This is a genomic window from Aeromonas bestiarum, assembly GCF_028751155.1.
Lineage (GTDB): Bacteria > Pseudomonadota > Gammaproteobacteria > Enterobacterales > Aeromonadaceae > Aeromonas > Aeromonas bestiarum.
The window spans coordinates 566,152-582,706 of sequence record NZ_CP064746.1 but is presented as its reverse complement, the minus strand read 5'-3'; the positions used below and the strand labels follow the sequence as shown (position 1 = coordinate 582,706).

Annotated in this window: 17 protein-coding genes; 8 read left to right on the top strand and 9 right to left on the bottom strand. The window is 59.9% G+C overall.

All coding sequences use genetic code 11. The features are described 5' to 3' along the window. Nucleotides 1-3: 3 nt before the first annotated feature. From IU367_RS02805 to IU367_RS02770, 8 genes are all read left to right on the top strand, one after another. On the top strand, nt 4-528 hold the full coding sequence (locus IU367_RS02805) for a protein disulfide oxidoreductase (RefSeq protein ID WP_274453392.1): 525 nt from the start codon (nt 4-6) through the stop codon (nt 526-528). A 249-nt stretch (nt 529-777) separates the two neighbouring features. After that, complete coding sequence (gene atcJ / locus IU367_RS02800; protein ID WP_096119877.1) at nt 778-1,062, top strand: cold adaptation protein ActJcold adaptation protein ActJ; 285 nt, start codon at nt 778-780, stop codon at nt 1,060-1,062. Nucleotides 1,063-1,068: 6 nt separating this feature from the next. Then, nucleotides 1,069-1,599 (top strand): cold adaptation protein AtcA, encoded by a 531-nt coding sequence (atcA, locus tag IU367_RS02795; protein ID WP_274453390.1) that lies wholly within the window; start codon nt 1,069-1,071, stop codon nt 1,597-1,599. A 13-nt stretch (nt 1,600-1,612) separates the two neighbouring features. Further along, entirely contained in the window at nt 1,613-2,374 is a 762-nt protein-coding gene (gene atcB / locus IU367_RS02790; RefSeq protein WP_270686604.1) for a cold adaptation protein AtcB, read from the top strand. A gap of 11 nt (nt 2,375-2,385) precedes the next feature. Next, entirely contained in the window at nt 2,386-3,291 is a 906-nt protein-coding gene (gene atcC / locus IU367_RS02785) for a cold adaptation protein AtcC (protein WP_274453389.1), read from the top strand. 193 nt (nt 3,292-3,484) lie between these two features. Beyond that, nucleotides 3,485-3,736, top strand: coding sequence for a hypothetical protein (locus IU367_RS02780; RefSeq protein WP_337999344.1), 252 nt, complete (start codon nt 3,485-3,487; stop codon nt 3,734-3,736). Between the two features lie 182 nt (nt 3,737-3,918). Next, nucleotides 3,919-4,293: a hypothetical protein gene (locus IU367_RS02775; RefSeq protein ID WP_274453387.1), complete on the top strand. Its 375-nt coding sequence runs from the start codon at nt 3,919-3,921 to the stop codon at nt 4,291-4,293. A 659-nt stretch (nt 4,294-4,952) separates the two neighbouring features. Then, on the top strand, nt 4,953-6,212 hold the full coding sequence (locus IU367_RS02770) for a hypothetical protein (RefSeq protein ID WP_274453386.1): 1,260 nt from the start codon (nt 4,953-4,955) through the stop codon (nt 6,210-6,212). Nucleotides 6,213-6,338: 126 nt separating this feature from the next. Here the strand turns inward: IU367_RS02770 and parC are convergent, their stop codons facing one another. From parC to cpdA, 9 genes are all read right to left on the bottom strand, one after another. Continuing rightward, nucleotides 6,339-8,633 carry a DNA topoisomerase IV subunit A gene (parC, locus tag IU367_RS02765; RefSeq protein WP_274453385.1) on the bottom strand — a complete coding sequence of 765 codons (2,295 nt, stop codon included), beginning with the start codon at nt 8,631-8,633 and terminating at the stop codon, nt 6,339-6,341. 84 nt (nt 8,634-8,717) lie between these two features. Further along, nucleotides 8,718-10,613, bottom strand: coding sequence for a DNA topoisomerase IV subunit B (gene parE / locus IU367_RS02760; protein ID WP_103472158.1), 1,896 nt, complete (start codon nt 10,611-10,613; stop codon nt 8,718-8,720). 116 nt (nt 10,614-10,729) lie between these two features. Next, nucleotides 10,730-12,745 (bottom strand): FUSC family protein, encoded by a 2,016-nt coding sequence (locus tag IU367_RS02755; protein WP_274453384.1) that lies wholly within the window; start codon nt 12,743-12,745, stop codon nt 10,730-10,732. Between the two features lies 1 nt (nt 12,746). Continuing rightward, a complete protein-coding gene (locus IU367_RS02750) occupies nt 12,747-13,613 on the bottom strand; it encodes an efflux RND transporter periplasmic adaptor subunit (RefSeq protein WP_274453383.1) in 867 nt (288 codons plus the stop codon). Then, the gene (locus IU367_RS02745; protein WP_043137108.1) at nt 13,606-13,848 is read right to left on the bottom strand and encodes a DUF1656 domain-containing protein; all 243 of its coding nucleotides are present in this window, start codon (nt 13,846-13,848) and stop codon (nt 13,606-13,608) included. Before IU367_RS02745 ends, IU367_RS02750 begins: the two co-directional genes overlap by 8 nt. Before the next feature lie 199 nt (nt 13,849-14,047). Then, nucleotides 14,048-14,452, bottom strand: coding sequence for a GFA family protein (locus tag IU367_RS02740; RefSeq protein ID WP_043137111.1), 405 nt, complete (start codon nt 14,450-14,452; stop codon nt 14,048-14,050). 37 nt (nt 14,453-14,489) lie between these two features. Next, nucleotides 14,490-15,113: an NUDIX hydrolase gene (locus IU367_RS02735; RefSeq protein WP_103472156.1), complete on the bottom strand. Its 624-nt coding sequence runs from the start codon at nt 15,111-15,113 to the stop codon at nt 14,490-14,492. A 2-nt stretch (nt 15,114-15,115) separates the two neighbouring features. Then, nucleotides 15,116-15,703, bottom strand: coding sequence for a YqiA/YcfP family alpha/beta fold hydrolase (locus IU367_RS02730; protein ID WP_241279668.1), 588 nt, complete (start codon nt 15,701-15,703; stop codon nt 15,116-15,118). Nucleotides 15,704-15,716: 13 nt separating this feature from the next. Continuing rightward, nucleotides 15,717-16,535: a 3',5'-cyclic-AMP phosphodiesterase gene (gene cpdA / locus IU367_RS02725; protein ID WP_274453382.1), complete on the bottom strand. Its 819-nt coding sequence runs from the start codon at nt 16,533-16,535 to the stop codon at nt 15,717-15,719. Nucleotides 16,536-16,555 lie beyond the last annotated feature (20 nt).

The window sequence follows — 16,555 nt, the reverse complement described above, 5'->3', positions numbered from 1 at the left end:
ACCATGACAGAGACTATCACCACCCAGCCCCGCTGGCGGCGCTGGGGCAAGGAGGCGCTCTGGCTGCTGCTGTTTGGCGTGGTCATCTCGACGGCGCTGGACCTCTGGCGCAGCCCGGCGCTGCCAGAAGACGGCCCGCTGCCCACCCTCACCCTGCAAGATGGCACCACCGCCGACCTGCAGGCCATGAGCCGGGACAGGCCGCTGCTGGTCTACTACTGGGCCAGCTGGTGTGCCGTCTGCCGCTTCACCACACCGACGGTGGAGCAGCTCTGGCAGGACGGTGAAAACGTGCTGACGGTGGCACTGCGCTCCGGCAACGCCCAGCAGTTGAGCAAGGGAATGGGCAAGAAGGGGCTGACCTTCCCGACCCATAACGATGAGCGGGGGGATCTCGCCGCCCGCTGGCAGGTGAGCGTTACTCCCAGCTTCCTCATCGTCAAGGACGGCAAGGTGGTGAGTACCACCACAGGCTGGAGTTCGGGTCTGGGGCTGAAACTGCGTCTGGCCTGGGCCCGCCTCCAATAACCGACAACGCCCGGCCTGCCGGGCGTTTTTTCACCCGCCATCACACATGCCCCGCCCTCTTGTTGCCAAAATGGCATCGATTGGAGCTTTTTCGCTATTGGCAACTTGCTTGCCATATCGCCTCCTATTCATGGCGGAGCTGGCCTGTTTCCGTTAAAATGACGGGTTTTTGCCGTGCCTGGTTTCTCAAGCTCCACCATCAGGCGCCCGCAGTGTGAATTCCAAGATGCCAGTGATGCAGGATCTGCCATGAACAACTACTTTCGGGTGCTGGGCGTCAAGTCCAACGCCAACGAAAATGACATCAAAAAAGCCTATCGCCGGCTGTCTAACCAGTACCACCCCGATAAGCTGTTAGGGGCGAGCGAAGAAGAGCGAGAGCTGGCAGCCATCAAGCTGCACCAGGTAAAGCAGGCCTATGAAGTGCTGTCAGACCCGAAACAGCGGGCCGCTTTCATCAAGGATTTCAACAACGTCATCGTGACCGATCCCGCTTCTGCCATGCAGGAGATGTGGGACCAATTCTACCCCTGAGGCGCTATGCAGAAAAAATGGGACCAGGCGCGGATCAAAGCGCTGATGAGTGATGCCAGCGAGAATATCGAATCCTACCGGGATCAGGACCAGCCCAAGGCACTTGAGCAGTTCACCGGCAAGATGAAGACACTGCTGCTGGCCGACATGAGCATGCTGGAGTTCATGCCCGAGTACCTGCCGCTGGCCCTCTATGGCCGGGTGCAGTTCCCAGCCAAGGCCAAACCCGAGTGGATCAAGTGGCTCGGCAGCGGCGTACAACCCTCATGGGACGAGTTCAAGGTGTCGGTGGCGTTCAACAATGCCGACCTGCCGCTGGTGAAAGCGGTGCGGGCCCAGAGCGAAGATCAGCTGATCGAAGCCTGCGCCGTGCTGTTCCAGCTCGACAACCCGCTGCCGCGCGGTAGCCGCCGTGCCGATGACGACTACGAGCTGCGTGACGACGAAGATGAAGACGGGGAAAACGCTGACGCCGACTACAACGGTGATGGTGACGACGACGGCGATCAAGACATGTACGACGAAGTACGTTTCTAACTTGAGGCAAAGCATGCACAGTCTGATAGAAATTACCGCCATCGAGATCAAAGAGCTGGCCGTGATCGAGCCGAAACAGGCCAGCGAAAAGTTCGAGCTGATCGCCAAGACAATGTCCGACGACCAGTTGGCCGAAGTCATTGAACAGATTGATATCGTCACCCTGACCCAGATCAACGGCCAGCACGACATGTCGTTCCCGTCCATCATCTCCGAGCTGATGACCCCGGAGCGGATCCGCGACATCGTCTGCCAGCAGCCCCTCTACTGGGAAGAGGCGATCAAGAACAACGCCGAAGAGCTGCAGCAGCACACCTTCGACTTCCTCAACTACCTGATCCGCACCCAGGACAGCGACGCCAAGCAGGCGGAGATCCTGGAGTGCATCGCCGAGGATCCGGCCGGTCTCTTCTACCTCGCCATCCCCTTCATCGAGTTCTATCGCGGTGAGCGCTTCGACGATGACGAGGGCTTCCACGACACGCTGCACGCCGAAGAGGAAGATCTGGAAGAGGCGCTCTCCTACAGCGACCGCCAGCAGAGTGAAAATGCCCACGACTACCCGCTGGATGACCCGCGCAGCCTCTTGATGCTGATCCGCGAGCTGACCCCCGAGGTGGAGAAAGCCATCAAGGCACTGCTGCGCAATGAGCACTCCTCCTGGGAGGGTATCATCAGCAAGTTCGCCAGCGAGCTGGTGATGCAGGCCAAAGAGAAGAACGACGCCTCCGACGAGTACGCCGAAGTCGACGACATGTTCAGCTTCCTGGATTGAGGAGCCCCGTCATGCAACTAGCCATACGCGATGTCAATCAGGGCCCCTTTCTCACCCAGGTGCTGCGCTTTGGTCGCGAGAGCGAACACTTGAGCGATCAGCAGCTTGGCCAGATCAAGGGCAAGGCGGTGCTGATGAGCCTGAAGTTCGCCGACAAGTACTACAACAAGTACAAGATGCACCTGCTGGAACAGGCCGCCCACGACGTGATCGGCGTGGTCAGCCTGGGGCTGCTGGAGCTGTCGCAACGGGATACGGCCAAGGCGCTGGCCCTGCTGCAGGCGCCGGAGGGGCCCATCAAGCCGTTCCAGAAGGGCTGGTCCATGCTGATCTCGGTCAGCGCCAAGCAGCCTGGTGGCAACAGCCTCTATGGCGACGTGGATGCGCGGCTCTTGGACAAGATCTCCAGCCCGCCGGACGTGGAGGAGTGGCAAGGCTGGCAGGAGTACGAGAAGGCGCTGGTGGAGCACAACAAGGCCCGTCTGATGAGCCTGATCGATCAGCACTTCTTCGCCTGCGAGAACGACCACCCCACCATGGAAGACAAGCTGGCCGAGGCCCTGCTCTATCGCATCCTCTGCGGCAATGGCAGCGGCGCGGCCCCCTTGAAGGTGAAGCAGGATCTCAAACGCCGTCTGGCACGAGACATAGTGCTGCAGGAAGCCTGGTACGACACCGACTATCTGGCCGCCCAGCTGGAACTGCTGCTGGCGGAGCTGCCAAGCGAGTTGATCGCCGGTCTGCGTCAGGAGCTCAGCAAGGGGTTTGTCGCCAACCTGCTGCATACCCTCGGCTTTGTGCGCCAGTACCAGCTGCTGCAACAAGAGAACGCCTCGCCGGAGAAGCTCGACAACGTCGAGATGCGCGCCGGTCTCAAGCACCCCCTGCTCGGCTGGCCGCTCTATCACGACTTCTAGGGCGCGTTTTCGCCGTCCACAGAGTTGTACCACAACGCCCGGCCCGCCGGGCGTTGTGGTATCTGGCCGGCGGACATCCTGGCCGGACTACCTCGTTAGCCTAATTGGCCCCATTTTTCTCAGGGATATAATGCATCCTTCCTACAGGCAGCAGGGGCCAGGCGTGAGCAGAAAACCCGACCGCATCACAGCGATGCAGCAGATCATCGATGCCGTGAAGCAAGAATTCCCGCTCTATCAACCGGATACCTTCAAATGCGGGCCGGACAACACCTGTATCGGCTGCCCCAAGAAGCTGATGGAGCTGGTGGATACGGATCTCAGCTACTGGCAATATCAGATCAACCGCGGCATCCCGCCCACCTTCGATGAGCTCTACCGTTTTGGCAAGATGTGCAAGAACATCTGCCGGGCGCTGGTGAAAAATGGCCGGATCCCTGCCTGATATTTTATAAACATCGGCATGGTTTCGATTTTACGGATTGCTTCATCTATCAGGACAAGGACTCCCCTATTGCGTGATGCGCCATCGACAATTTGCGATAAAACACGCTGGTCGCAGATTCCGGGTTACAGGTCTCTGCAGCGTCCAAACTGTTGCCACATCTCAGTTCAGGAGGAAACGCCATGACTCAGGAAAGGATCCAGACCCGCTACCCCCTCGGCGGCCCCTTCGCCAGCCAGAGTGAGCTCGAGCAGGCCATCACCCAGGCCATAGCGGCCCACAGACAGGATTTCTTCCCCCTGCTGGAGCGACTGGTCGATGAGGGCAATCCCGCGGTCAACCTCAGCCAGGAACATCCGCCCCGGGTGCTGCGCATCGAGCTCGCTCAAGACGGCGCCCATGGTCTGGCCCACCTCAGCTACGAATCCAACTTCTTCGAGTGCTGCCTGATCGTCAACGAATATGAGCAGCACCAGACCAGCCTGCCCTTTAGCCTCGAAGGAGGCGCGCTTGTCTTCGACCTTGAGCTGCCCATCAAGTGGAATTTCAATAACTGAGTGGTCAGCAGTGTGATGCAGCTTGGTTGCTACACCCGACCAGCTAGCTCCCCTCACCCTGGCCCTCTCCCAAGGGGAGAGGGAACTGTATCGAGCCAGCTTCAAGCCATGACAGCCACTCTATACCTCGGCGATTATTCCAAATAGCCGCTCGCCATCATCCTCGATAGCTACGGCCAGCCCATAGGTTGCCGTCATCCTGAATAGCTGCGACCTAAGCTCCCTTCTCCCCTTGCGGGAGAAGGGTCGGGGATGAGGGGGAACAAGCCATGACGGCAGAAGCAATCGACAAGCAACAGAAGGTTGAATCAAGCCGGGGCTAGTAGGGTCGATTAGCGAAGCCTAATCGGCCGCACCACAATCTCCGTAGCTATGGATGGGTATACAAAACAAATGGATTGCCAGCAGAATAGCGGCAACCTGTTTTCGCGAACGTCTGATGACATTTAGTAATGAGAACGACGAAACTGGCTTATCGTAAGCGGGTAATCTGGTTGTTTCCCGACGTTAACATACAACTTAATAGAATGTAGATCTCTGTCAAAAATATGGACATTATCATATTGTTTTCTAACGCTACATTCTGATAGCCTTTGTAAGATAATGTCTAGCTTCGCACATAAACCGCTAACCTTAAGTTTTCTCAAAATAGGATCTATATGAAAGCTACAGAGGTATTTACACCAGGGAAATTTCCAACATGGACCTTTGTGAGTGACCATCTTGAGGAAAAGGAACAACAACTACAAGATGTCTTAGAAAGTGGGTCAATGCTAATTTCTATCTCTGGACCATCAAAATCAGGAAAAACCGTATTTGTCGAACAAACACTAGGAAAGCAAGCATTAATTCAAGTTACCGGTGCAGGTGTAAGAAAATCAGAAGATATTTGGGTCAGGGTTTTTGATATAATCGGAACCCCAATTTCAACATCAAAAACGACTGGAAGCTCATCCTCTAGCAATATATCAGGAAAGATTGCAGGAGAAGTGGGGATTCCTTTATTAGCAAAAGGCAAAGGAGAGGCTGCAATAGGAACAGCCAGAACCTCTAGTCATTCTGATTCAGAGGTTTTTTCTACCGATTATCTACAGCTATTGATAAATGAAATCGGAAATACAGATTTCATTGTTTTTATTGACGACTTTCATTATATACCGAGAGATGTTCAAGGTGAAATCGCCAAGCAAATAAAAGAAGCCATGCGAAAAGGGTGCAAGTTTATTTGTGCATCAGTACCTTACCATTCAGATGATGTAATAAGAAGTAACCCAGACCTAAGAGGGAGAATTTTTTCAATTGATTTTGATTACTGGGGTGAAGATGTATTAAAGAAAATTGCGTATAAAGGTTTTGACAAGCTGAATATATCAGACTGTACTGCTATGGTAGAGCGATTAGCCTCTGAAGCTGCAGGTTCGCCGCAATTGATGCAATATCTTTGTTTGAACTCATGTTTCGAACTCAATGTAAGAGAAACATCAACTGAGCCATTCAAATTTCATGATGATCAAGAAATTTTAGAAAAAATATGTAAAAGAACCGTTTTATCCACAAACTATAGTTCTGTAACTGATAAAATGTTGGAAGGCCCAAAAACAAGAGGCTCTGATAGAAAGGTATATATATCAAAGGATGGATGGCAAGGTGATGTTTACACATTCATAGTTAAAGCGCTTTCATTGTCACCTCCTCAATTAACTTTTAGATATCAAAACCTTTTAGATAGAATAAGTTCTTTGTGCGCAAAAGACTGTCCTAGTGGCTCTAGTATAATAGGAGCTTGCTTACACTCCAGCAATATTGTCAATGGCGCAGCTGGAGACAATATTGTCGAATGGGATGAGGAGAGCGATGTCTTCGATATTCGAGACCCCTACTTCATATTTTATCTACGTTGGACAACTCTTGTAAGCTAGCAATCAATAAGTAGCCTAAGTTAGGCTAAATTTATAAATCTGAATATTAATTTCATGTAGCATGCGGTAAGAGCATTTTTATATAGAGTAATAGTTAAGAAGGGAGCTTCCGCTCCCTTCTGTTAATTACCCTTCCTGGTTTTCCCCGGCTGCCGGTTCGGTACCTGCGGTGGGTTCTATCTCTATCCTATCCACCCGCTGCAAACCGCGGGGCAGCTTGGCGCCACGGCGGCCGCGCTCGCCACGGTAGTAGTCAAGGTCAGATGGCTTGAGGGTCAGCTTGCGCTTGCCGGCAAACAGGGTGACATATTGCCCCTGCGGAATAATGGCGGCCATCACCATAAACTCTTCCCGCGCCTTGACCCGCGCCGACGGAATGCTGATGAGCTTGTTGCCCTTGCCCTTGCCGAGCACTGGCAGGGTGTTGAGCGGGAACAGCAGCATGCGCCCCTCGTTGGAGATGGCCATGCAGAGATCGGTCTCCGGCGAGCCAATCTTCTGGGGAGCCATCACCAGGCCACCTTCCGGCACCGTCAGCAACGCCTTGCCGTTCTTGTTCTTGCCGATGAGATCGTCATAGGTGCAGACGAAGCCGTAACCGGCATCCGAACAGATGAGATAGGGTTCCCCCTCGTTGCCCATCACCAGATGGCGTACCTCTTCGCCTGCGCCCAGCGCAAAGCGGCCGGTGAGCGGCTCGCCCTGACTGCGGGCCGATGGCAGCGTGTGAGCCTCCAGCGCATAGGTGCGTCCCAGGGTGGAGAGGAACACAGCCTGCTGGTTGCTGCGGCCGCAGGCGTGGGCCAGATAACCGTCCCCCGCCTTGTAGGAGAGGCCTTCCACGTCCACGTCGTGGCCCTTGGCGGCCCGTACCCAGCCTGCACCCGAGAGGATGACGGTGACCGGCTCGCTCGGGGTCAGTTCTTTCTCGGTCAAGGCTACCGCGCTGGCGCGCTCCACCAGCGGGGTGCGGCGATCGTCGCCGTACTTCTCGGCATCCGCCAGCAGCTCTTTCTTGAGCAATGTGTTGAGGCGGCGCTCCGAACCCAGCAGCAGTTCCAGCTTGTCGCGCTCTATGGCCAGTTCATCCTGCTCGGCGCGCAGCTTGAACTCTTCCAGCTTGGCCAGGTGGCGCAGTTTCAGCTCGAGGATCGCCTCGGCCTGGGTCTCGCTGATGTTGAAGCGCTCCACCATCACCTTGCCCGGCTCATCCTCGGTACGGATGATCTCGATCACCTCGTCGATGTTGAGGTAGGCCACCAGCAAGCCTTCGAGGATGTGCAGGCGAGCCAGCACCTTGTCGAGGCGATATTGCAGGCGACGGCGCACCGTCTCGCGGCGGAAGGTGATCCACTCGGAGAGGATCATCTTGAGGGTCTTCACCTGGGGACGGTTGTCCAGCCCCAGTATGTTGAGGTTGACGCGATAGTTCTTCTCCAGATCCGTGGTGGCGAACAGGTGGGCCATCAGCGCCTCCATATCCACCCGGTTGGAGCGGGGGATGATCACCAGACGGGTCGGGTTCTCGTGGTCCGATTCATCGCGCAGATCGGTGACCATGGGCAGCTTCTTGGCCACCATCTGGGCGGCGATCTGCTCCATGATCTTGGCGCCTGAGGCCTGATGGGGCAGCGCCGTGATGACGATGTCGCCATCCTCCTCGTTCCACACCGCCCGCTGCTTGATGGAGCCCTTGCCGGTCTCGTAGATTTTGCGGATGTCATCGCGCGGCGTGATGATCTCGGCGCTGGTCGGGTAGTCCGGCCCCTGAATGTGCGCCATCAGCGCATCCAGCCCCGCATTGGGGTTGTCCAGCAGCTCGGCACAGGCGTAGGCCACTTCCCGCGCGTTGTGGGGCGGGATATCCGTCGCCATGCCCACGGCTATGCCTGTGATGCCGTTGAGCAGTATGTGGGGCAGGCGGGCGGGCAGCACCACCGGCTCTTTCATGGTGCCGTCGAAGTTCGGCGTCCACTCCACCGTCCCCTGGCCGAGCTCGGAGAGCAGCAGCTCGGAGAAGCGCGACAGCCGCGCCTCGGTATAACGCATGGCGGCGAAGGATTTGGGATCGTCCGGCGCCCCCCAGTTGCCCTGACCATCCACCAGCGGGTAGCGGTAGGAGAAAGGCTGGGCCATCAGCACCATGGCCTCGTAGCAGGCGCTGTCGCCGTGGGGATGGTACTTGCCCAGCACGTCACCCACGGTACGGGCGGATTTCTTGTGCTTGGAGAGGGCCGACAGACCCAGCTCGCTCATGGCGTAGATGATGCGCCGCTGCACGGGTTTGAGGCCATCACCTATGTGGGGCAGGGCCCGGTCCATGATGACGTACATGGAGTAGTTCAAGTAAGCCTGTTCGGTAAAGGTGCGCATTGGCTGGCGCTCTACCCCATCCAGACTGAGCTCGATAGCATCACTCATGTGATAGTTCTCTTTCTGTTCGGGAGCCGCCACAGGGCGACTCCGGCTAAATGCTTGCTGGCCCGTACAGGGCCAGCCGACGGCTTAGATGATGGCGAGGTTGCCCTTCTCTTCCAGCCACTCGCGGCGATCCGGGGCACGCTTCTTGGCCAGCAACATGTCCATCAGTTGCAGGGTCTCGTCCCCCTCCTCCAGCTCGCCCATGGTGAGCTGCACCAGGCGGCGGGTATTGGGATCCATGGTGGTTTCCCGCAGCTGTTTCGGGTTCATCTCGCCCAGACCCTTGAATCGGGTCACCATCACCTTGCCTTTCTTCTTCTCGGCCTCGACCCGCTGCAGCACGCCGTTCTTCTCGTCCTCGTCTAGGGCGTAGAACACCTCCTTGCCGATGTCGATCCGGTAGAGCGGCGGCATGGCCACATAGACGTGGCCATGATTGACCAGGGTGCGGAAGTGCCTCACGAACAGTGCGCACAGCAGGGTGGCTATGTGCAGACCGTCCGAGTCCGCATCCGCCAGTATGCACACCTTGCCGTAGCGCAGGCCGGAGAGGTCTTCCGAGTCAGGATCCAGGCCGATGGCCACAGAGATGTCGTGCACTTCTTGCGAGGCGAGCACCTGACCGGCCTCCACCTCCCAGGTGTTCAGTATCTTGCCGCGCAGGGGCATGATGGCCTGGAATTCACGATCCCGCGCCTGCTTGGCGCTGCCGCCTGCCGAGTCACCTTCCACCAGGAAGAGTTCCCCCTGCATGGGGTCGGCGCAGTTGCAGTCGGTCAGCTTGCCGGGCAGGGCCGGGCCCTGAGTGATCTTCTTGCGCACCACAGTCTTGGCGGCACGCAACCGGCGCTGGGCGCTGGAGATGCAGATCTCGGCGATCTGCTCCGCCAGCTCGGTGTTGCTGTTGAGGAACAGGCTGAAGGCATCCTTCACCACCCCCGACACGAAGGCAGAGCTCTGGCGCGACGACAGCCGCTCCTTGGTCTGACCGGCAAACTGGGGATCCTGCATCTTGATGGAGAGGATGTAGGCGCAGCGATCCCAGATGTCTTCCGGGGTCAGCTTGACCCCGCGCGGCAGCAGGTTGCGGAACTCGCAGAACTCGCGCATGGCGTCGAGCAGACCCTGGCGCAGGCCGTTGACGTGAGTACCGCCCTGCGGCGTCGGGATCAGGTTCACATAGGATTCGGCGAGGCACTCGCCCCCTTCCGGCAACCAGCACAGCGCCCAGTCCACCGCGGACTGCTCTGTGCTGAAGGCGCCGACGAAGGGCTGCTCCGGCAGGCAGGTGAACTGCTTGACCGCATCGACCAGATAATCCTTGAGGCCATCTTCGTAGCACCACTCCAGCTTGATGCCGGTGTTCTTGTCGAGGAACTTGATGGTGAGGCCGGGGCAGAGCACGGCCTTGGCCTTGAGCAGGTGCTCCAGCTTGGTGACCGAGAAGCGGGGCGAGTCGAAATAGCTCGCCTGCGGCCAGAAGCGTACCCGGGTGCCCGTGTTGCGGCGCCCGCAGGTGCCGGTGATGGTCAGCTCCTGCACCTTGTCGCCGCGCTCGAAGGCGATGTCATAGACCTGGCCGTCGCGGCGCACCGTCACCTCGACCCGATCGGAGAGGGCGTTCACTACCGAGATGCCCACCCCGTGCAGACCGCCGGAGAACTGATAGTTCTTGTTGGAGAACTTGCCCCCCGCGTGCAGCTTGCAGAGGATCAGCTCCACACCGGATACCCCCTCCTCCGGGTGAATGTCGACCGGCATGCCGCGGCCGTCATCGATCACCTCGAGGGACTGGTCTTCAAACAGGGTCACCTCCAGGGTACGGGCATGGCCCGCCAGCGCCTCATCGACGCTGTTGTCGATGACCTCCTGGCCGAGGTGATTGGGCCGGGTGGTGTCTGTGTACATGCCGGGGCGACGACGCACCGGTTCGAGGCCATTGAGGACCTCAATGGCATCCGCATTGTATTGAGTGGACATGGAGGGCCTTGCGAATTGACGTTTGGGGAGAATCTTACTCGTTGGGAGGGCCTTGGACAAACCCGACTGCGGGAAAGGGTGATCCAGACAGGGGCCGGCCAGGCCCAAGTCCGGACTCAGGTCGCGGCTGACGCCACCGGCAGCGCCTGCTGCAGCTGGGAGAGAGAGCTGTGCAGCCGCCACACCATGCCAGCCAGATCCAGCGCCGCCGGATCCCGATGACGAGCCAGCCCCTGGCTGATGCGTTGCAGCTCGGCCAGCGTCCGCTCGAGGGAGTCATGCTGCACCCCCCGCTCGGTAAGGATCCCTCGCAGGCAGCGAATGCAGGCATCTCGCACCAGATAGAGCGGCTGATCGTCGCCACGCCACTGGCGCAATTGCCAGACGATGTGGCTGCAGTTGAGCAGCACCACACCCCAGCGCAGCACCCAGAGCCGGGCCGTCTGATCCTGGCTCTGGCTGAGCTGGCTGATGCCGTGATAGATGCGCGATTCGAACTGGCTCTCGCTCTGCTGTGGCCTGGGTGCCAGCTGGTCCATGAAGTCGTGGCGCAGGATACGCATGATGCGGCGACTCTTGCGCCGATCCGAGCTCGGCCGCAGGATCTGGAACGCCAGCCCGGCCGCCATCACCCCCAGCACCTGGCTGATGCTGGTATTGATGAACAACGAGTAGTCGTAGCTCGGCGGGTTGGTGATGGAGAGAAAGGAGCCGAGCAGCACTATGAGCTGACCCCACAGCACCGCCATCCTGGGCTTTTGCTGCTTGAACATCTGCATGGTGACCAGCACGGGAAACAGCAGGGCGCAGAACTGCCAGAAGTCGTCGATGCGGATCATCAGGCCGAACTTGACCGCGAAACAGACCAGGCTCAGCAGCAAAATAGCCTGCAGCATGGTGTTGACCCCCTTGGCCGGCGCCGGCGTCGCCGAGTAGAGCACGCAGCAGATAGAGAGCATGGTCAGCGCCGTGCCCCCCAGATCCCACTGGCTGTGGATCCAGAAGGCGCAACCCAGCAGCACGCAGAGGAAGGTGCGGCCACCGTTGTAGGCCGCCTCATAGCTGTCGATGTGGCTGGTGAGCGAGGTGTGGCGCGGCGGGGCCGGCCACTCCCGATCGTCATACTGTTCCAGCCGGCTCAGCCAGCGCTGGCACTCCAGATAGCTCCAGCAGAAGTGACGCAGCCGCAGCCAGAAGGTGCGGTGACGATAATCGCCCCCTGCAGTCGGCGCGAACGGAGCCAGCAGGCGGGCGATGCGATACTTGTCGCACGCCGGCTTGCCCAGCTCGGCCAGCAGGCTGGCCAGCAGCGCCTGAATGCCAGCCGGTTGCTCCGGCCAGTTGTGCAGCATGCGGCGCTGGCTGGAGATGAGGCTGATGATCCGCAGCTGGCGGTGCAGCAGGAAGTTGAGCAGCTTGTTGTGGCGGCGCAGCCGGTGGTGGCTCCAGACCGCCTGAATGCGCAGCACGTTCATGGTGAGGATCTGGCCTATCAACCCCTCGTGGGCACTGCGCACATCCGGGTTGGCCTCCCCCAGCCAGAGCAGCTGGGCATGTTCCAGCAGGCGGCTCTGGCTCTTGCGCAGCGATTGCAGCAGGGTCTCGCTGTCGGAGGTGCTGGGCAGGATCATCATCATCAGGCCACCGCAGAGGATGCCGATGATCACCTCGCTCACCCGGGCCTGGGCTATGTCGAAGATATGGTGCGGATCGACCACGTTGACGCAGGAGAAGGCGATGATGGCGGCCGTGTAACCCGCCAGGGCAAAGGCGTAGGAGACGTTGTTCTGATAGTGGTTGGAGATGTAGGTACAGAGCCCGAGCCAGAGGGCGATGAGAAAGCTGAACAACCAGGGGTCGCTGATGCCAAGGCCGGTGATCACCACGGCCGCCATGGCGCCAATCAGACTGCCGACCACCCGCCCCAGACTCTTGCTGATGACCCCGCCGACGGTGGGAAAACTCACCACGGCGGCCGAGGTCATGGCCCAGTAAGGGGCATCCAGCTGCAAGACAAACGCCAGCCAGAGCGACAGGCACATGGCCAGGCTGTTGCGCAGGGCATAACGCCACTGGCCACCGCTGGCCTTGCCCCAGGGGGTCCGGCGCCAGAGCGACCCGATTGCACTCACCTCATTCCCCTATGGTGATGGTGCAGGTGGTGCCCGCGATCAGGGCCAGCTCGGGCGGCACATCCAGCAGGCGGATCCGCACCGGCACCCGCTGGGCCAGCCGCACCCAGGGCACGTTCGGTTTGACGTCGAGCAGCAGGCTGCTGCCACCGTCCACGCTCTGATCGTGAATCGCGCGCCCTATGCTTTCCACCTCGCCGCGCAGGGTCTGATCCCCGCTGTATAGCACCACCTCGGCCGGCTTGCCCGGCGCTATGCGCCTGAGCTTGGTCTCTTCGAAATAACCCTGCACATAGAAGGAGTGGATATCCACCAGTGCCACCAGCGGCACCCCGGCGCTGGCATAGTTGCCGACCCGGGTCTGCAGGTTGGTGATGTAACCGTCGCTCGCGGCATGCACCTGGGTCTTGGCGAGGGCCCACTTGGCCTGCTCCAGATTGGCCTGGGCCACCTGATAGGCCGCCTTCATCGCCTGGGCATTGAGCCGTGCCTCGTCCCCGGCCTCCGCCGAGATGACGTTATTCGACAAGCCACGGCGACGCGTCGCCTCGTGCTCGGCCTTGTCGAGATCCGATTTGGCCTTGGCGAGCGCCGCGCTGGCGTTGTCGAGGGCAATCCGATAGGGCTCGGGATCCAGGGTGAAGACCAGCTCTCCCGTCTTCACCAGCTGGTTGTCCTTGACCGCTATCTTGATGATCTTGCCCGATACCTCGGGGGTGATGCTGACCAGCTCGGCCCGCACCTTGCCATCCCGGGTCCAGGGGCCCTGCATGTAGTAGTTCCACAGCCACCAGCCCGCCGCCAGCGCCAGGGCGCACACCAGCAGGGTGGAGAAGTATTTGAGGGTCGCGAGGGGTGATTTAGCCATGTAACAGGATCCAGAAAGCGCCACTGACGGCGAGGATAAACAGGGAGAGATCCATCAGCAGGGGATGCCAGACATCCCCGCCATAGAGCCAGTCACGCAGCAGATGATGCACAGGCAACCAGCCAAGCAGACCGAACAGCACGGCCTTGAACAGAGGTGGAAAGTAGAGAGAAGCGCCCAGTATCAGATCCGGCAGCGCTGAAGGGGTCGTCACAAGCGTGCTCCCTGTTGGCAGAGAAGGGCATAAAAGTCGGCCAGGGTCTGCACCAGAGCAGACCCGCCAAGGTTAACACAGCCATTTCCAGTGCTACAGGAGCAGATGGCTCCCTTGCGGTCAGACCACTCGGCCGGGTGGTTGACCCAGTCGCGCAGCGGCACTTCACCGGCTCGAACGGATTGATCCTTCAGAGACAGGCGAGGTTGTCATCCTGTTCTCAACGGGTTGGGCGATCCGCAGGGTGATGCACCCCGTCTCGCGTCGGCACCTCCCCCAGTTCGAACGGATTGACCCCCTCGAGACAGGCGAGGTTGTAGCCATACTCGGCCGGGTTGGAGCGACGCTGGTGATGGGTGTAGATGCCGCAGACGCTGCAGAAGTAGTGTTTCGCGGTGCGGGTGTTGAACTGGTAGCAGCGCAGCACCGCCTCTCCCTGCAGGATGCGGATGCCCGAGAGCGGCACCGAGGCGACGATGGCGCCACGCCGTCGGCAGAGGGAACAGTCGCAGCGGCGCGGATCCACCACCCCATCCGGCAGGCTGAGTTCCAGCACCACGGCCCCGCAGTGACAGCTGGCCTTGTGTTTCTCTTCAATGGGGGTGTTGCCGATGCGTTTTATCATGCAGCCTCCTTGCCGCCGGGCGCCGGGCCCTGTCGTCTCAATCGAACAGCGTCTCGCGCCGCCCCTGCTGCAGATGAGCATGCAGGGTACGCAGCTGGGATGCCAACACCCTGTGCAGGGAGAGCGGCGGCAGGGCATCGAGGGCGAAGTAAGCCGCGCCCCGGGTTTCGTCGGTCTCGGTGAGCAGTTGGCCCCCCGTCACCTCGCACAGGAAGAAGGCCTTGTGGGCGTGGGGCAACTGGGGCGGATGGGGGTGTTTGAGCTTGTCGAACAACGCCAACAGTTGCACGGCCCGACAGGCGAGCCCCGTCTCCTCGGCCACCTCGCGCACTACGGCACCGGCCGGCGAATCGCCGATGTCGCACCAGCCGCCCGGCAGGGTCCAGCAGCCGTCGCTGCGCTCCTGCACCAGCAGGATATGGCCGTCATCGTTTTGAATAAATGCCCGCACATCCAGCTTGGGGGTGGGATAACCGCTATCGAGGGCGATCCATGCTGAGATGGCGGCGGGATCCAGCTCACTCTGACTGGCAATCAGGGCGACCGTGGCCGCTCTGAGTGCCTCGAAACGGCCAATATCGAAGGGATCCCTGGAATAGGTGAGGCCGGCCTGCGCCGTGGCCAGCACCTGTTCCAGAAAGGCGGCCAACGGCGGTTGCATGGCTAGAGCCCGAGGAAACGAATGATCTGGGCGGGATAGCGCTCGAACCCGGTGAAGGCGTGATTGCCACCGCACTCCAGCGAGAGACGGGCAAAGCGGTATTCGGTCAGCGCCTTGCGATAGTCGAGCACCTCATCCTCCTGCTGTTGCAGGATCCAGAGCCGTTCGGGGGCGGTTACCGGCACCGCCAGCGCCCGCAGCTCGTCCATGTGGGCCGGCAGCAGCTCGTAGCGCTCGTCGGTATAGGGATTGGTCTGGGGGCCCAGATAGTCGCAGAGCAGCTCGTGAGGGCGCACCGCCGGGTTGATCAGGGCCGCGCGGCAGCCATACAACTCACTGACTCTCGTTGCCATAAAACCGCCGAGTGAGCTGCCCACGGCGCCAAGCTTGAGGCGGTTACCGTGACGGGCGCTGGCCGCTTCAATGGTCTGCGCTATGGCCGCCCAGGCCGCCGCCGGCGTATTGGGCTGGGCCGGGATAATCACCTCGATGTCGGGCCTGTGCGCCGCTACCCAGGCAGCCATCTGCTGCGCCTTGGCCGAGCCGGGTGATGAATTGAAACCGTGCAGATAAAGCAAAACGGAGGTCATGGAAGCGGCCTCCTCAATAACCGGTGGCATCGGGGTCGGGCACAAACTGCCCCACCGGCAGACGCCACACCTGGCTCGCGACCCGGCCATCCGGATGCAGGGTAAGATAGCGCCAGCCCGGACCTGACTCGTCCAGCGCGAAACCATCGCTAAGCGGCTTGAACTGGATGCAGGTGGAGGGACTGGCAATCAGCCGTACCCCACGATGCGTCTCGTCAAACTCCTGATGGACATGGCCAAACAAGATGGTTTTCTGCTGGGGATGACGGGCCAGCACGGCGAACAGGTCGTCGGCGTTCTTGAGATTGTGCTGATCCAGCCAGGCGCAACCCACAGGCACCGCCTGATGGTGCAGGGCTATCAGGGCATGGCGCTCGGGGTGCTGGCGCAGTGCACTGTCCAGCGCCGCCAGCTGGTGATCGCCGAGCACGCCGTGCGGTTTGCCGCGCACCTGGGTATCCAGCAGTATCACCTGCCAGTGCTCGCCCACCAGCTGCTTGGCCTCGCTGATACCGGCCGCATGCAGGTATTCGGTCATCAGGGGGCCGTCGTCATGGTTGCCGGGCAGCCAGTAGATGGGGCGTGCCAGCGGAGCCATCATGCTGGCAAAGCGCTGGTAGGATTCCGGACTGTGATCCTGCGACAGATCGCCGGTCGCCAGGATCAGATCAAACGGATGATCGTTGGCCTGCACCCGCTCCAGCACGGCAGCCAGGCTCTCCGCGGTGCGCACGGCCAATAGCCGCCCCTCGGCACTCGCGAAGAGGTGGGTGTCGGTAATTTGTAACAGGCGCACACTGCCGTCCTGCGCCTGGGGTAGCTCTGTTTCCAAAATCACGCTTCTTTTTATAA

Bases quoted from the DNA above. Each gene is read 5' to 3' on its own strand.
- IU367_RS02775 (WP_274453387.1), top strand. From the start codon at position 3,919: ATGACTCAGGAAAGGATCCAGACCCGCTACCCCCTCGGCGGCCCCTTC.
- IU367_RS02780 (WP_337999344.1), top strand. From the start codon at position 3,485: ATGCAGCAGATCATCGATGCCGTGAAGCAAGAATTCCCGCTCTATCAA.
- atcB (WP_270686604.1), top strand. From the start codon at position 1,613: ATGCACAGTCTGATAGAAATTACCGCCATCGAGATCAAAGAGCTGGCC.
- parC (WP_274453385.1), bottom strand. From the start codon at position 8,633: ATGAGTGATGCTATCGAGCTCAGTCTGGATGGGGTAGAGCGCCAGCCA.
- parE (WP_103472158.1), bottom strand. From the start codon at position 10,613: ATGTCCACTCAATACAATGCGGATGCCATTGAGGTCCTCAATGGCCTC.
- IU367_RS02750 (WP_274453383.1), bottom strand. From the start codon at position 13,613: ATGGCTAAATCACCCCTCGCGACCCTCAAATACTTCTCCACCCTGCTG.
- atcC (WP_274453389.1), top strand. From the start codon at position 2,386: ATGCAACTAGCCATACGCGATGTCAATCAGGGCCCCTTTCTCACCCAG.
- IU367_RS02805 (WP_274453392.1), top strand. From the start codon at position 4: ATGACAGAGACTATCACCACCCAGCCCCGCTGGCGGCGCTGGGGCAAG.
- IU367_RS02770 (WP_274453386.1), top strand. From the start codon at position 4,953: ATGAAAGCTACAGAGGTATTTACACCAGGGAAATTTCCAACATGGACC.
- IU367_RS02735 (WP_103472156.1), bottom strand. From the start codon at position 15,113: ATGCAACCGCCGTTGGCCGCCTTTCTGGAACAGGTGCTGGCCACGGCG.
- IU367_RS02730 (WP_241279668.1), bottom strand. From the start codon at position 15,703: ATGACCTCCGTTTTGCTTTATCTGCACGGTTTCAATTCATCACCCGGC.
- atcJ (WP_096119877.1), top strand. From the start codon at position 778: ATGAACAACTACTTTCGGGTGCTGGGCGTCAAGTCCAACGCCAACGAA.
- atcA (WP_274453390.1), top strand. From the start codon at position 1,069: ATGCAGAAAAAATGGGACCAGGCGCGGATCAAAGCGCTGATGAGTGAT.
- IU367_RS02740 (WP_043137111.1), bottom strand. From the start codon at position 14,452: ATGATAAAACGCATCGGCAACACCCCCATTGAAGAGAAACACAAGGCC.